Origin of the sequence: Chitinophaga niabensis (genome assembly GCF_039545795.1) — a bacterium.
Lineage (GTDB): Bacteria > Bacteroidota > Bacteroidia > Chitinophagales > Chitinophagaceae > Chitinophaga > Chitinophaga niabensis_B.
This window is the reverse complement of record NZ_CP154260.1, coordinates 5691802-5707756: the sequence shown is the minus strand read 5'-3', so window position 1 is coordinate 5707756 and position 15955 is coordinate 5691802. Positions and strand designations below refer to the sequence as shown.

The window sequence follows — 15955 nt, the reverse complement described above, 5'->3', positions numbered from 1 at the left end:
GATCAGGTTTTTTTAAAATGCTTTAGTTTATCAGGGTTAATCTGGAGGTAAATGTTCCTGATATGATCTCCTTCCAGCTCAAAGGAAATAAGGCTGAAGGGCATTCCGCCGGAATAAGAGATAATGGAGGGCAATCCGTTAGCCACAATGATCTCCCTGTCCAGGCCATTGATGTAATCCAGTTTGGATACGGCGCTGAGCAATAGTTTGCTGACATTTTCCCTTCCATAGATCGGTTTGGGTGGAGCGGCGAGGCGCTGATTGTTGGTAGAGAACAATCGTCCTCCCCCATCAGCGAACAATACGATATCTTCTTTGAGAGTATGGATCAGTTCTTCCATACTGCCTTCTGAAATGGCCTGTAAAAATTTATGCAGGATCTTTTCATGCACTTTGAGATCTACCTCAAAACGCCGGGTATCTTTGCCCAGGTTATCTTTTGCCCGTTTCAGGATCTGGCGGCAGTTGTCTTCTGTTTTCTCAAACATCTCCGCCAGCTCGTAATAGTCATATGAGAACACCTCTTTTAACAGGAATATAGCTCTCTCCTGGGGAGTTAGCTTTTCCAGCAGGACGAGGAACCCGATAGACAGTGCATGATAAGATTCGATCTTAGGGTTTTCATAGTTCAGCAGAGGCTCCGGGAGCCATAGACCAATATATTCCTCCCTCCGCTGCCGGGCGCTGTGGAGGTAATTAATGGACTTATTGGTGACGATCTTTACCAGGTAGGCCTTTGTATGGCGTACATCGATGGCGTCAATTTCCATCCATTTCAGGTAAGCGTCCTGCACCATGTCTTCTGCCGCGTCTACATTGCCCAGCATGTTGTAGGCAATGGAGAAGAGCAGCGCTTTGTATTCCAGGAAGGTGGCGGTTTTGTCTGTCATATTGTATAAGACAAATTAGCCTTTTTATTTGTGACAGGATGGGACTAAAATATCTCAAATCCTGCTCCCAGCCCGATCCAGGGTTTACCTTTGAATGCCCAATGTTCCCCTTTGCTACTTAGCGGAAAGTCAAATCCGATAGCCGTAAAAAGGGTAAAGCTTTTATAGTGAAAGCCTGGAGAAATACCGGCACTTAATGAAGCAATACTTCCTTTAAATTTCTTACCTGCGTCTTTTGTATTCTTTTCATCAAGATCTAATTTATTCAGGCCAAGTAACACGTTCAATGAATAGGCTGTTTGATAAGTGGTGAATTCTTTCTCATTCGGCAACTTGATATATTGGGTCCTGCTCCATTTCTTACCTACATACAGCCCGGCGCTAACACCAGCCTGTACTGCACTCACAGAGTCCGGGCCACCAATATATATTTTGATGGGAAGGGTCATTGCACCTGCATGCAGGGAGGAGGAAGGAAATGATAGCGTTGTTCTGTCTTCCAGTGCAATAGAAAACATATGATCTTCAAAAAAGGCATTGTTTTGCACTATTTCAGTGGAGGGAGTACCGCTTGTGATGTAGGGCCAGAAGTAAATCAACAACCGGTCTTCATCGGGTTTGATATCCGCATATAAATAGCTTTTTTGGCTTAAGCTACCTGGTAATGTGAGACTGTCTTTATGAAAGGGTAAGGCCTTATTCCAGTTCAGTGTTTTGGTAAGCTGGTAATTTAGTAACTGACCATTGGGTGCAAATACTTCCATAGACCGTTTCATCAGGGTGTCCTTTTTGGGATCAATAAACCTCACCTGGTAAAGAGGATTAGCGGCAGCATTAACCTGTACTTTAAGTTTTTTCTTAAATTCAATTTTTTGTGCGAATACGTGGGTGGATAGCATTAAAAGCATCAAGGTAAAGGGGGAGCGCATAATAAAAGATTTAGGTTAGGGAACAGTATAAATATAGTATAACATTTTCTGATCAAATACTTAAATCCGCTTAAAGGCATCCTCAATGGTGTGGTTGGATCTTTCCTCTACGGTAGGGATACTGGTGATAGGGTACTCCAGGATGCGGCAGATCTCTAAGACAATATCTTCCATCTTTATCAGTACCTCCTCTATTTCACTGCGGCTAATGAAAACCTGGCAGGTTTCTTCATCATTGACGTAGTAGACTTTCCTGTCCCGTAGCAATTTGATCTTTTCAATGGTTTGGTAACTGGTAAGGAGAAGTTCCCGCCAGCGGATAATATCTGAGAGGGTGATCTTGTTCCTCCCGTATTTCCCTCTTTCCAGGCGGTTGAAAACCTGCCAGAAAGTGATCTTGATGTTCTTGGAGAGGCTAAGCATAGTATTCATGTCCACCAGCAACAGGCGGAAGTAGTCATTGGCAATGGTATCAAAATGAACAGAAAGTGTCGCATCCTTCACGTTAAAGAAAGTCCAGTTAGCATAATCCTGCTTGCACTTGGAAGTTACCTCCAGTAAAATCCCAAGGTCCAGGGTGATGGTTGCACTCATAGTGGAATGTTGTGGTGAATGATGGCCCTTTGTCTTAATCTGCACGATGTCCCGCATATTCTAAGACTTATTTTTGAGGTAGGAAGGGGTAATTGGAGGTGAAATTTAAGTAGTAATACGTGCAGCCCTTGCTGGTGGGTCATTTGAGGGGTAAAGGGCCTGTTGTATATGGAGATTTTTCTACCCTGCGGGCGGTTTTTTGGAAATCCTTTAAGGAGGTACGGGGAAATTTGGATGGGAGCTAATGGGTGCTGGGGAGTAGCCCAATTAATGGGTATTTTGCCGGTAGACAAAGTTATCGGAGGTCTGGCCCAGGGGCTTTGCCATCATATTGAAGTAGTTCTCAGTGGCGTTAACCCAGGTTATTTCCAGGATTTCTTTCTCTGAATAGAATTTTTTCAACTGTAAAAAAAACGTTCTCTGCTGGCCTCTTTGGTAAAATTCACTTCTTCCAGGTAGGTCAGATTTCCCTAATGGTATCATTGCGGGATATGAAACTTTAGCCTGATATTCATCCATTGGGAGCTTATCTGGTAGCCATGGGCTTCCATTTTAGAAAAATTGCCATTTACACCAAAAAAGAGAGTACACCATCGAACCGGCTGACTTTCTATCCCGACTGATATTCCCGGCTTCCATTCATTGTATGTGAACCTGTTCAAGGGAACTTCCGATTCCACAGTAAACAGGGTGTAACCTGCGCCAACGACAAGCGCCATTGAGTGATATTTTACCCATTTTTTAAAATACAAATGCCCCTGCAACGTTCTGGACATTGTAACCCTGCGGGGGGTATTTGCGGAAAAACCTACAGTTGCATCTGCCTCTAATGCTATACCTGTCTGTTCTGATCTGTACAGGCTTAAAGCAATACCAAATCGCGCTTCGTGAATAACGGCGTCTATGGTGTCTTCTATGCTTTTATTGAGAGCGCCGAATTCCAGATGGTTATAGTTCAGGATAAATGAATACATTGGATAGGCTCTATGTTCCACCGTTAGGTTCACAGAATTGCTGCTTACATTTAATTCCTGTTCTTCAATAAAATAATTTACATAAAAATCATGGTTGGCATCATTATCAAAATTGATATCATATCCATCTTCTGTTTTTTCCACTTTTAGGTTGATCTGGTCTTCCCGGGGCAACAGGGCCTCTTCCATGGATAAATTTATCCAATCCTTATAAGTGGACCTGCGCTTATACCTCTTCCCACTGTAATATTCCTTTTTTACATTAAAAGTATCTATCCTCCTGTCCCAAACGTATAGTTGCAATTTGCTGACATCACTTCGGGAAAGACTTGAGCTTAATATATGTGCATAAGCTTGTATGCGGTCCTTGCTTTTAAAAAGGGATCTATGGTAGTAGGTGGAAATAACAGTATCCACCAGGTATATTTCTGGTTTTGCTTTGATATGTATATCCACAGAATCAAAATTCGAATAATGTACGCCATCGAATACTTTCAGGAAGAAGCGGTTGTCGCTTAATCTGTCTGAGGGCAATTCCAGTGAAGGCTTTTCGCTTACCAGGATCTTATGGCCACCGGTATCAGGAGAAAGTATTTCGCGATACCAGTAATACTGTAGTTTCCGGGCAGATACTTCATGGTCATTCGATAGAACGGATCCGTCTAAACGAATGGTATCTTTTATACCTATAAATGTTTCCTGTGCTTTTTTTGATCCGCTGGAGATTACGGCTACTGGAGCTTGTTCTGTTTCGGGGAACATTTTGGCAACTTCGCGATCGATGCGCTCACTGTAATCCGGCGAAGAAACATCTATAAAGAAGCTGTTCAGATACCGTGGTTTTAAGAGGTTTTTAGTGGGCCAGTGCGCTGTTGAGTCTTGCTGTGTTTTTTCTTTGGTAGTTGTATCCGTACTATATAAATAGAACTGGTATTCCAGCAGCGCATTGACCTTATTAATATTGACACTCAGCAGGAGTTCATATTGAGAGACGGTTGTTGCCAGTTCTTTCAAGTTCTTTTCCTGTTCCGGGGTCAATTTAAAATTGATGTAAGGGCCACGATCAATAAGAGTTCTGACGATGGTGTCTATCATGGCGGTATTGTAGATCTGATTCAAGTTGGTTACATGTTCAAAACGAAGGGAATCGCCTACCCGTAAACGGCCCAACGATTTTTCGATCAGGGTCACCAACGTTCTGTCGCCATGCGTGTGGATCATGATCGTTCTTTTGGGCGCCTGTTGAGCGTCACCGATAAAAGGGATAAGGAGTAGTAGAAAACTTAATCGAAACATGAGGCAATAGTTTTCGCAATAGATGAGGTATTATTATCTATGATAGAATCAATATCACGCTGTATGTCTGCTTTTACACCTTCCATCCTGTTGCCTATCCTGAACGTTTCCCCGATCCGGAAAGGCAGTTCTTTTTCACAGTGATGTTCTTTTACCCGAACCAGCAGATGGCCACCCGGGTAATAATACAGGCTGCGAGTAACCGCAGGTAATATTTCGCCGGAATAAGTGATCTCTACCAGGCGCGGAGAAGATCTGCGGTATACCAGGTTTTTTGCTTTGCTGATGGCGGCAATTAAACCCTTGTGCTCGTAATTGATGTTAAAGGTTACAGGTTGAGCAGCAGTTACAGGGATCGGGTTTACACGATCTTCCTGTGTAAGATGCACTTCCCCGATATTGACACTGCATTGGGAGCTATCCCATTTAGATGCATTTAATTCAATCCGTTTCTTATACAGGATCTTCCCTTCCCGCTCTATCCTGAGCTGAATGGCAGGGTTATTCCTGCTCAGTTTAACATCCCTTATCAGGAATTCTCCATTCGTGATCATCTCTTCTTTAGTATAAGGGCTGATCTCCGGCAGCACAATGGTAACAGACCGCATTTTTGTTTCCGTACCATCTCTGTTTTCCAATATGATACCGGTTATGCTGTACGCGATGCAGGGTTCTTTATCTGTTGCTGCTTTAACGGAGTCATAGTCCTTGTAGATGTAAAGCGCCCCACCGGTAATGATCAGCATCAGGATCAGCACGGCGAAGAATGCCCTGGTTTTGTGGGGCAAATGTTTCAGTAAGTTATCTATAGTGTTGCCTGACATAACGGATTGCACTTTATCAGAAGGCACGAACCTGATCAGTTCACGCTCCAGGAGATGTTGAATTTTCCGGAACCTTGCCGGATCAGTATGATAGATGTTCTTTATTTCACGGAGAAGGTCTTCAGGATATAAAATATCCTTTTCTGCATGGAAAGAAGGGTGGATGTTAGCAGGATCGTTCTTTTTGCCGAAACTTATTTTGGTTTGCTGGTTGAGGATGAAGAATTTGACAGCGGAAGGAAAATCATCTTTTACCTTCTGTAAGGTTTCAATCACTTTGGCTGCATCAGTACGGGAAGTGATCTGAAAGGCCACTTTTGCTTTGTGGTCTGCAAGATCAAGCCCCGGGAAATTCCGCTTTGTGTAATTGAGGTCTTCCAGCTCATAATTGTAAACGAGGTTCAGCAACTGCATGCATACGCCTTCGGCAGACTTATTGATATCCTGGAAGTCAATAGCATTGTTCAACCGGATGTCAGCTATCCAACATGCAAGTAAGAAAGAAATATTTCCCAGTTTTTGGCGCTCGTTGGACATCGTTTGGTTGACTAAGATTAGGGTTAATAGAAAAAACCGGAACTGCTGAATGGTTTTTCAGAAATTCCGGTTTTATTTTTTCGTAGCCTCGCCAGGAATCGAACCTGGATCATCAGCTTCGGAGACTAATGTACTATCCATTGTACGACGAGGCCAAATCCTCAAAAGGTCTGCAAAGCTAAGTTAATTAATAGGAAATTACAAAGTCCCGATATTGCTTTTAAAGATCCGTACGGCAATGGCCAGCAGGATCACCCCGAAAAACTTCCGTATCACCATCAGTCCAGCTTTTCCCAGTATCCGCTCAATCCTGTTCAGGGACTTTAATACCACAAAAATGATCAGGAGGTTCACCAGGATGCCCGCCAGGATGTTATAATCCCCGAAATCAGCCTTGAGGGACATGATGGTGGTGAGCGTACCGGAACCTGCAATCAGCGGAAAGGCAATAGGAACAAGACTTCCCGTTTTGGTGTCATTATCACTTTTAAAGAATTCAATGCCCAGGATCATTTCCAGCCCGATGATGAAGATCACAATAGAACCCGCCACGGCAAAGGATTGAAGGTCTACACTCATGAGTTTCAGGAAGGCTTCTCCTATCAGCAGGAATGCTACCATCAGTATGCCGGAAGCCAGTGTGGCTTTCCAGGCGCTGATCTCCCCAAGTTTTTCTTTCAGGGAAAGCAGGATGGGAATGGAACCAAGGATATCTATCACAGCAAAGAGTGTGAAGCCTACGGTGATCATCTGGTCGATACTGAACATATCTTGAATTTTTGCAAAAGTAGGGTATTCTTTACCCGGGATGATGGTTAGCTAAGCTAAAATATCTAATTTGTTGCGGATTAGAACGGAACCTCCCAATAAATCAAAGGCATGCAAGAAGATATCATTATCCAGATCAGCACTAAGATCAAGGAAAAGCGCAAGGCCAAAGGCATTACCGTGCAGGAACTGGCAGACAAAGCGGAAGTGAGCAAGGGCCTCATCTCCCAGATAGAAAATAACCGCACCGTACCATCTCTGTTGGTACTGATCAATATTATCCGGGCACTCAACCTGGATATGAATGAGTTCTTTAACGACATCAATCAGCAGACGCAAACCGCCCGGGTATTGATCAAAAGGAAAGATGAATACCAATCCTTTGAAAAGGAGAATGCCAAAGGTTTCCTGTACAAACGGGTGCTTACCCGCAATATCAAGGGAGGCCCCACGGATTTTGTGCTGCTGGAGCTGAAGCAGGGCGCCAAACGTAACCAGATCGTGAAAACGGATGCTTATGAATATAAGTATGTGATCAAAGGCACGGTGGAATACCTCATCAATAATGAAAAGTACATCCTCGAAAGCGGGGATTCCATCTTTTTCGATGGCCGCCTGGGCCACAAACCGGCTAATGTAGGAGCAGATGATGCACTGCTGTTGGTGGTTTACTTCTTCCAGGACGCAGAGAAATAGCGGTTTTTTAGCCCGATCAACCAATTTTTTGCCCCAATTCATAAAAAATTAACAGCTCTGGAACTGAATATTTGTTTACTTTTACTACTCAATCTATTAGTATTTATAAACAAATATACATGTCAATATCCACCCAATCCTTTACTGTAAATGGCAAAACCTATACTCCGCCTGCCTCTCCAGTGGTGGTGATTTGCCTGGATGGCTCTGCCGATGAATATCTAGACGCTACAATGGCACACGACAGGATGCCGAACCTTAAAAAAATGACATTGGCCGGTTACCGGGGTATGGTGAGAGGGGCTTTGCCTTCCTTTACCAATGTAAACAACTCCTCTATTGTAACAGGTGTTACCCCGGCGGTGCATGGCATCTGCGGGAATTTCTTCTATGACACCAACCGCAAGGAAGAGGTGATGATGAACTCTTCAGAATACCTCCGTGCAGAAACGATCCTTGCCGCTGCAGCCAACGCAGGCCGCAAAGTAGCGGTAGTAACAGCGAAAGAAAAACTGCGGGATATCCTCAGCCATAAAATGACAGGCATCGCCTTCTCTGCGGAAAAGGCCAACCAGGCTCAGGAAGCCACGCATGGTATTGGCAATGTGGAAACAACATTGAACCTTAAAACCCCGGCTATATATAGTGCAGATGCCAGTCTTTTTGTATTACGTGCAGGCGTGGCATTGATAGAACAGGGGCTGGGAGATTTCCTGTATCTCTCCCTCACGGATTATATGCAACATACTTACGCTCCTGAAGATGAGCCGTCACTGGCATTCTACGAAGCTATTGATCATGAGCTGGGCCGCTTGCTGGCATTGGGTGCAGTGATCGGGGCTACTGCTGATCATGGTATGAATGCTAAACAGAAAGCAGATGGTTCTCCCAATGTGCTCTTTATAGAAACCATGCTTACAGAACAGTTTGGAAACGGTTTCCGGGTGATCTGCCCTATTACGGACCCATATGTAAAACACCATGGTGCACTGGGTTCTTATGTGGCGGTACATTTACCGGAAGGGGTGGATGAAACGGTTGTCAGCAATTGGTTACAGGGGCAGCCGGGTATTACGGAAGTACATAACAAAGCACGCGCTGTGCATTTGCTGGAACAACCGGAAGACCGTATCGGGGATCTGATCGTTCTCAGTGCAAGGGATGTAGTGGTGGGCCGTACGCCGGCACATCATGATCTCAGTGCATTGGATAGCGGGCTGCGTTCTCATGGCGGCCGTTATGAAGAAATGGTGCCACTGCTGATCTCACATCCGCTGACAGCTGCTTACAAAAGCAAAGCCCTGGGCGATCCGCGCAACTTTGATGTTTTTGATTTCACCGTGAATGGAACTCACCATAATTAGTCTTTATGCTTGTATTAGATGAGGTCACTTCTTTAACCGGCTATATTGCCGGAACACCATTACAATCTGGGGCATTGCTGGAAGTAAAAAGCCCTTACGATGGACGTTTAGTAGGCACCGTTACATTGGGTAATCGCAAAGATACTGAGGCGGCTATTGCAGCAGGTTTGAAAGGCGGCCCCCTATTAACCAGGTATGATCGTTTTGCTGTGCTGGATAAAGCACGCCAACTGCTGGAGGAGCGAAAAGAGGAATTTGCACAGCTGATCATGTCTGAATCGGGGCTTTGTCTCCGTGAAACCCGCTACGAGGTTGGGCGTGCAAGAGATGTATTACATTTTGCGGCTATTGAAGCCCTGAAGGATGACGGGCAGGTTTTTTCCTGTGATATTTCTCCGCAGGGTAAAGCGCGTAAGATCTTTACATTGCGGGAACCTTTGTCCCTTGCAGTGGCTATCACACCATTTAATCATCCGCTGAACCAGGTGGCGCATAAAATTGCACCTGCCATTGCTACCGGTACCCCGGTGATCTTAAAACCTTCAGAGAAAACTCCCCTTACGGCTATACGTTTAGTGGAACTGCTGTATGAAGCGGGACTGCCGCATCATATGCTGAGTGTGTTGTTAGGGCCTACTGCTGAAGTGGCGGAGGTATTGGTGCAGGATCCCCGGGTAGAGTTAGTGTCTTTTACAGGGAGTGTGGCAGTGGGGAAACATATTGCTAAACAGGCAGGGTATAAAAAAGTGATCCTGGAATTGGGGGGCAATGATCCTTTGATCATTCTCGAAGATGCGGATATGGACCTTGCGGTTACATTGGCTGCGGAAGGGGCTTACAGGAATTCCGGACAGCGTTGTACAGCAGTGAAACGGATCCTTGTACAGGAGAGCATCCACGATGAATTTGTAAAACGTTTTGTGGAGAAAACGAAAGAATATATCTGTGGAGATCCTGCAGATGCTGGTACCCGTGTGGGCACTGTTATTGATGAACCTGCTGCTGTTTACCTGGAAGATGTGGTGAAAAAGGCAGTTGCGCAAGGGGCTAAAGTATTGTATGGCGGCCATCGTAAAGGGGCATTGCTGGAACCTACGGTGATCGTGGATGTTCCAAGGGATGCGCAGATGGTGGTGCAGGAGTCTTTTGGGCCACTCGCGCCGATCATGAAAGTGAAGGACCTGGAAGATGCGATTGCATTGGCGAATGGAACGGCTTATGGGCTTTCTTCCGGTATTGTGACGAAGGATATGGAAAAGGCGGTCTATGCCGTGAAGCATTTGCGTATGGGCACAGTGAATATTAATGAAGTGCCTGGTTATAGGATTGAGAATTCTCCTTTTGGTGGTGTGAAGGATTCAGGGTTGGGGATTAAGGAAGGAGTGATTGAAGCGATGAAGTGTTTTACCTATGTGAAGACGTTTTCAATGCCCTGGTAGTTGGTACTCTTTATTGTATAATTACAGTGTGACCTCCCGTTGGAACGGGAGGTTTTTTTATTTTTCTGTGGGAGGGGTTATTTTTTCTTTGAAAAAATATAAAGAAGACTGTGGAGCGTTTTTTTTAAATAAAACAACGGTATTTTTTATCTTCCCTAAAACAAAAAGCTCCCGATAAATATCAGGGGCCTGTTGCTTCAAAGCTATGTTATATGGAAATATTTTCTTCCTGTAAGATCTCTCCGATCGCTTTCACAAGGGCTGTTACATCTTCCGGGAAGATCTGGCCTATGTTGCCTATACGGAAGGCATTGGTTTTGCTGAGCTTGCCGGGATAGATCACAAAATTCCTGTCACTCAGTTTGCGGTAGAATGTTTCGAAGTTGAATGAAGGATGCGCCGGGTATAAAAAGGAGGTGATGATATGGCCTTGTATCTCTGGCTTTAGGTATTGTTTAAAACCTAAGGTAACTTGTGGATCAGCGCCATTTTTACAATCCGTTCGCCATAAGCGCCATTACTCAGGATCAATAAATGATCATCAGGTCCAATGGTACTGCTGATCACACTCTCCACTCCAAAGGTACCGGAGCCTTGTACAATGACGGTTTCATAACCTTCTTCTTTGGTTACATGGCCCAGTTGTAATAATGCATTCCGGATGTATTGGATAGTGGCAATGAATGCTTCGTCCCGGGAGCCCATATCTTCTAAGGCTGCCTCCTTTACTGTGCGGGACGTGGATAATGGCCTGGGTGTAAATAATAATTTCTTCATGTATGCTATTGATGTAAAGTAATATTCTTCATATTCACAGGTGGTTCTGGTTCTGCACCTGGCGACTGAAACAATTTACTGATCCCGTATTTACGGTTGAAGAATATCACGGAGATCAGGAGCAATGTGAGGCAGACGAAACACATCACATAACTGAACTGCATCAACACCCTGCTCCAGCGAAGATCTTTCATGAAAAATTCCCGGTATAATAATAAACCCACGCTGCCCAGGTAACCGGTAGCATCGCAGCCGTATACAAAGAACCCTGCATTTGCCTTCATTTTAAACAAGCCTATCAGTCTTTCAAATAATGCGATCTGTATGGGGATGTAGGCTAAGAACAAACCGGTGCCTAATAATAACATCCACATAAAAGGGCTGATCAACTCCTGGTAAAATAAAAAAGTGCTCAGGCCTGACACGAGTATACCTGCGATGATCAAACCCTGTGTGGCCCAGAATCCGCGGATATTACTGCGGATAAGTGACAGTGGCGCCACACAGCAGACTACGATCAGGGTGCTGAGTAATTCTGTTTGCGAGAATACCGCTTTATTCCAATGTGTACCGGAAATATCGTTCCATATTTCCACGGCAAAGTTATCCCGGAAATCGCGCAGGGTGGTGAGCATGCAATAGCTCAGCAGGATGCACAGCAGGCCGGGGCCGTATTTCCGGAGAACCGTACGTTTGTCTTCAGTATTCATAGGCTGCCGTTCTGCCCTTAATAGTTTATCTGTATCGTTTGGTGCGGGTATTACGGAAAGCATCCATACAAAAAAGCAGAACAGGGGCAGGAATACGAGACCGATGGTGAAGGGCATCCAGAATTCAGAGATAAAAGGAAAGAGATCATGTACCTCCATGTAGGCAGTTTTCAATACTCCGGAAGCTGCTATCATACTGATGCTCAGCCCCATGCCCAATATTTCCGTGAACCGGCGGCCTTCCAGGAAACTGAAGATCACTCCCCAGACCATCCCTAAGGGCAGGCCATTCAGGAAAAGGAAGAAAAAGTTATAGGGATAAGGTACCAGGCCAAAACCCAGCAAGGAGATCTCAGCAAAAAGGATCAGGCCAATGATCAGCCGGATGCGCCGGGAAGGCTGCAATTCGGAGATCACTTTTATACCGATGAACTTGGACAGCATATATCCCATCACCTGTGCAATGATCAGTACGCTCTTGTAGCCAATACCAAATAATTCCAGGTTTGCATACAAACCCGTATTGAAAGGTTTACGGAATGCATACATACAGAAATAGGTGCCGAACGAAGCGAGCAGACACCAAACAATAAAGAAAATCCCGGAGGAATCCTGTAGCCGTTTCTTAAACATGACCGATTTTCAATGTTTAGTATTACAATAGCTGGCCAGTATATTTTGTTTAATATTTGTAAATTATGAAAATTCCTTAACTTACAAGGGATAAGCAGAAGTTTTTTCTTAAAAAATCCCTTAAACCCTTTATTATGGCCGATTTTAAATTCTCCAAACGAAGATCGACAGTTTAGAATTAGTAAAAAACCGCCCCATGTTAAGTTATTATTATTTTAATATTTCTATACTGTTAATTTAGTATTGCTTAACATTTAGGTCATATAGACTGAACAACTTTACATTGCTAAATCGCTTAATCCTACTACTATGCAACACAGTTTTCAACCTAACTTGCGGGCAGCATTCCTCATGCTGGCCCTGCTGCTCACGTGCACGGCTACGTGGGCACAACAAATCTCCGGCAAGATCCAGTCGGAAGATCTGCAACCGGTGCCTGGCGCCTCCGTGAAAGTAAAAGGTACTAATACTGGTACGGTTACAGACGGACAGGGTGCTTTTTCCATCAAAGCTGCCAATGGCGCAGTGCTCCAGGTTTCTTTCATTGGTTTCCTCAGCCAGGAGATCAAAGTGGACGGTCAATCTTCTATTATCATCACCCTGCAAACAGACAAAAAGAATTTAGGCGAAGTAGTAGTAACAGCACTCGGCATTAAAAAAGATAAAAAGGCCCTGGGTTATTCTGTGCAGGAAGTAAAGGGCGCTGACCTGATCAAAGCTCGCGAACCGAATCCTATCAATGGTTTGGTAGGTAAGGTAGCTGGTCTTACTGTAGGTGCTTCCCCTGAATTGCTCGCATCTCCGCAACTCCTGTTACGTGGTAGCAAGATCGGGTTGTTTGTAGTAGATGGTGTACCCATCAACTCAGATACCTGGAACATTTCTCCGGATGATATTGAAAGTTATACTATCCTGAAAGGTGCTACTGCTTCTGCTTTGTACGGTTCGCGCGGTTTGAACGGTGCTATCATGATCACTACTAAAAGAGGCTCTAAAGATAAAAGGGGCTTTTCTGTAGAGTTCAATTCCAGCACTATGTTCGACAAAGGTTTCCTGGCTATTCCTAAAACACAGAATGAGTATGGCCCCGGCGACCATGGTAAATATGCATTCAAAGATGGCCGCGGTGGCGGAACCAATGATGGTGACTATGATGTATGGGGCCCTAAGTTTGAAGGTCAGCCCATTCCGCAGTATGATAGTCCTGTTGACCCTGTTACAGGTGTTCGTACACCTACTCCCTGGCTGGCGCGCGGAAAGGATAACCTGAACCGATTCATGCAAACAGGTGTACTCAGTACCAACAACCTTTCTGTTTCTGCAAGAGGTGATAATTACGATCTGCGTTTCTCTCTCTCGCATTCAGAACAAAAAAGCATTATCCCCAACAACAAATTAAGCATCACCAATTTCAACATCTCTGCTGGTTACAACCTGTCTGACAGGTTACGTTTAGATGGTTACCTGAATTACAACCGCCAGTACACACCCAATTTCCCGGATGTGCAATATGGACCTAACAGTCTTATTTATAACATCACTATCTGGACGGGTGCAGACTGGGATGTGGATGCCATGCGCAATTACTGGCAGCCAGGTAAAGAAGGTATTCAATCCATCTTTGCAGAGTATCAGCGTTATACCAACCCATGGTTCCAGGTGATGGAGTGGAAACGTGGTCACTATAAAACAGATATCAACGGGTACATGAAGCTTTCTTACAAGATCTCTGACAACCTGGATATCCTGGCCCGTTCACAAGTGACTTCTTATGATATGTTGCGGAACGAAAAACTGCCTTATTCTGCACACCCTTATGGAAGAGAAGCCGGTTTGGGTGATTACAGGGAAGATAAACGTTCCATGTTTGAGAACAATACAGATGTGCTGCTCACTTATCATGACGAGATTGCCAAAAACATCAGCCTGAAAGCTTCAGTTGGTGCTAATGCGCGTTCTTTCACCTATAATTCCAGCTTTACCAGTACAGATTACCTGAACGTTCCGGGCTGGTATGCATTTGCAAATACATTAAACCCGCTGAAGGCCAGTAACTTCAAATCTGATATGCTGGTATTGAGCGGATATGGTTATGCAGACCTTTCTTTCTCCAAATACGCTACTTTATCTTTAACCGGCCGTTATGATAAATTATCTACGCTTCCTAAAGGCAATGATGTTTATTTCTATCCATCTGTTTCTCTTAGTACGGTGGTATCTGATTACGTGAAACTGCCCGAGGTGATAGATCTGTTGAAATTCAGAGGTTCTTATGCTAACGTAAAAGGTGGTTTGACCATGGCTACCATTGGTGCAACCCCTCAGGCTACATTCCCGGTTGGTTATGGAACAGAGTATCAATCTTCTTATGATGGCCCTTCTTTTGAAAACTCCGCCGGATACGATGTACGCCCTATATACGATTCCAAAGTAGGCGCTATCTATTCCAGGACTATTGCTAATCCTGATCTGAAACCTTTCTCCAGTACCGCTTATGAAACAGGTATGGACCTGCGTTTGTTCCGTAATCGTTTAGGTTTGGACGTTACTTATTTCGTTACAAAAGATGGCCCACGGATCTATAACTTCCCGATCACAGATGCAACCGGTGCAGAAAGATACCTGGTGAATGGTGTGGTAACCCGCAAGAAAGGCTGGGAAGTATCATTGACTGGTTCTCCGCTGCGCAGCACTACAGGTTTGAACTGGGATGTGATGTTTAACTGGTCTACTTTCAAAGAACGTTATGTGGATTTCTATCCTGGTGTAAATACACTCAATACTTTCTATAAAGCAGGTGACAGGGTAGATGGTATCTACGGTCAGGCTTTTGTGAGAACACCGGATGGTAAACTGATCAACGATGGAAGCGGCAGGCCTATCAAAGCTCCGGTAAATCAGTTCCTGGGTTATGCCAATCCTGATTGGGTATGGGCAGTGAACAATACCTTCCGTTACAAATCTATCTCCTTCAACTTCCAGTTCGATGGCCGTGTAGGTGGAAAGATGAACAACTACATCCAGCAACAGACTTTCCGCGGTGGCCGTCACATCAGTACAGTACAGGGTAAAATGGGAGAAGCCCGTTTCCAGGACTACAAAGGTGTGAAATCATGGGTAGGAGATGGTGTTGTGATCAACAACGGTGCAGCTATTCAGTATGATAACGATGGTAAGGTAACTAACTATAAAGACCTGCAATACGCGCCTAACACTACCAAAACCTTCCTGCAGGACTATATCAGCTTCTACTACAATACCATGGAGGCTAACATGATCAGCAAAACCTTCATGAAACTCAGGGAAGTGGTGATTGGTTATACAGTGCCACAAAGTATCCTCAGCCGGTCTTTCATCCGTCAGGCTAATATTTCCCTGGTGGGCAGGAACCTGTTGTATTTCGCGAAATATAAAGATGTGGATATTGATCAGTATGCCGGTGACCAAAGCGGTTCCGGTCTGCAATCTCCCAGCACCCGCCGTTATGGGGTGAATCTCAATATTACCTTCTAAATCTTACTATC

General features: G+C 44.5%; 13 protein-coding genes and 1 tRNA gene. 4 read left to right on the top strand and 10 right to left on the bottom strand.

Annotation, left to right across the window (positions count from 1 at the left end; translation table 11 throughout):
• Positions 1-2: 2 nt before the first annotated feature.
• The 7 genes from AAHN97_RS22665 to AAHN97_RS22635 form a co-directional block, all read right to left on the bottom strand.
• Positions 3-890 (bottom strand): sigma-70 family RNA polymerase sigma factor, encoded by an 888-nt coding sequence (locus tag AAHN97_RS22665; protein WP_343304385.1) that lies wholly within the window; start codon positions 888-890, stop codon positions 3-5.
• Between the two features lie 44 nt (positions 891-934).
• On the bottom strand, positions 935-1666 hold the full coding sequence (locus AAHN97_RS22660; RefSeq protein ID WP_343304383.1) for a hypothetical protein: 732 nt from the start codon (positions 1664-1666) through the stop codon (positions 935-937).
• A gap of 213 nt (positions 1667-1879) precedes the next feature.
• On the bottom strand, positions 1880-2413 hold the full coding sequence (locus AAHN97_RS22655) for a hypothetical protein (RefSeq protein WP_343304382.1): 534 nt from the start codon (positions 2411-2413) through the stop codon (positions 1880-1882).
• Between the two features lie 479 nt (positions 2414-2892).
• Positions 2893-4683, bottom strand: a complete 1791-nt coding sequence (locus AAHN97_RS22650) for a hypothetical protein (protein ID WP_343304381.1) — start codon at positions 4681-4683, stop codon at positions 2893-2895.
• The gene (locus AAHN97_RS22645) at positions 4671-6044 is read right to left on the bottom strand and encodes an SMEK domain-containing protein (RefSeq protein ID WP_343304380.1); all 1374 of its coding nucleotides are present in this window, start codon (positions 6042-6044) and stop codon (positions 4671-4673) included. The genes AAHN97_RS22650 and AAHN97_RS22645 overlap by 13 nt, the downstream gene beginning before the upstream one ends.
• 83 nt (positions 6045-6127) lie before the next feature.
• Positions 6128-6199: transfer RNA gene (locus tag AAHN97_RS22640), tRNA-Arg, on the bottom strand.
• Between the two features lie 43 nt (positions 6200-6242).
• Positions 6243-6812, bottom strand: coding sequence for a MarC family protein (locus tag AAHN97_RS22635; RefSeq protein WP_343304379.1), 570 nt, complete (start codon positions 6810-6812; stop codon positions 6243-6245).
• A 111-nt stretch (positions 6813-6923) separates the two neighbouring features.
• Here AAHN97_RS22635 and AAHN97_RS22630 point away from each other — a divergent pair, with 111 nt between their 5' ends.
• The 3 genes from AAHN97_RS22630 (at position 6924) to phnY (ending at position 10311) form a co-directional block, all read left to right on the top strand.
• Complete coding sequence (locus tag AAHN97_RS22630; RefSeq protein ID WP_343304378.1) at positions 6924-7508, top strand: helix-turn-helix domain-containing protein; 585 nt, start codon at positions 6924-6926, stop codon at positions 7506-7508.
• A 119-nt stretch (positions 7509-7627) separates the two neighbouring features.
• On the top strand, positions 7628-8872 hold the full coding sequence (phnA, locus tag AAHN97_RS22625; protein ID WP_343304377.1) for a phosphonoacetate hydrolase: 1245 nt from the start codon (positions 7628-7630) through the stop codon (positions 8870-8872).
• A gap of 5 nt (positions 8873-8877) precedes the next feature.
• A complete protein-coding gene (gene phnY, locus AAHN97_RS22620) occupies positions 8878-10311 on the top strand; it encodes a phosphonoacetaldehyde dehydrogenase (RefSeq protein ID WP_343304376.1) in 1434 nt (477 codons plus the stop codon).
• Positions 10312-10519: 208 nt separating this feature from the next.
• On the opposite strand, the gene AAHN97_RS22615 is transcribed toward phnY, so the two are convergent.
• From AAHN97_RS22615 to AAHN97_RS22605, 3 genes are all read right to left on the bottom strand, one after another.
• The gene (locus tag AAHN97_RS22615) at positions 10520-10654 is read right to left on the bottom strand and encodes a hypothetical protein (protein WP_343304374.1); all 135 of its coding nucleotides are present in this window, start codon (positions 10652-10654) and stop codon (positions 10520-10522) included.
• A 119-nt stretch (positions 10655-10773) separates the two neighbouring features.
• The gene (locus AAHN97_RS22610; protein WP_343304373.1) at positions 10774-11088 is read right to left on the bottom strand and encodes a hypothetical protein; all 315 of its coding nucleotides are present in this window, start codon (positions 11086-11088) and stop codon (positions 10774-10776) included.
• Between the two features lie 5 nt (positions 11089-11093).
• Positions 11094-12431 carry a DUF5690 family protein gene (locus AAHN97_RS22605; RefSeq protein WP_343304372.1) on the bottom strand — a complete coding sequence of 446 codons (1338 nt, stop codon included), beginning with the start codon at positions 12429-12431 and terminating at the stop codon, positions 11094-11096.
• Between the two features lie 309 nt (positions 12432-12740).
• Here AAHN97_RS22605 and AAHN97_RS22600 point away from each other — a divergent pair, with 309 nt between their 5' ends.
• Positions 12741-15944: a SusC/RagA family TonB-linked outer membrane protein gene (locus AAHN97_RS22600; RefSeq protein ID WP_343304371.1), complete on the top strand. Its 3204-nt coding sequence runs from the start codon at positions 12741-12743 to the stop codon at positions 15942-15944.
• Positions 15945-15955: the final 11 nt, after the last annotated feature.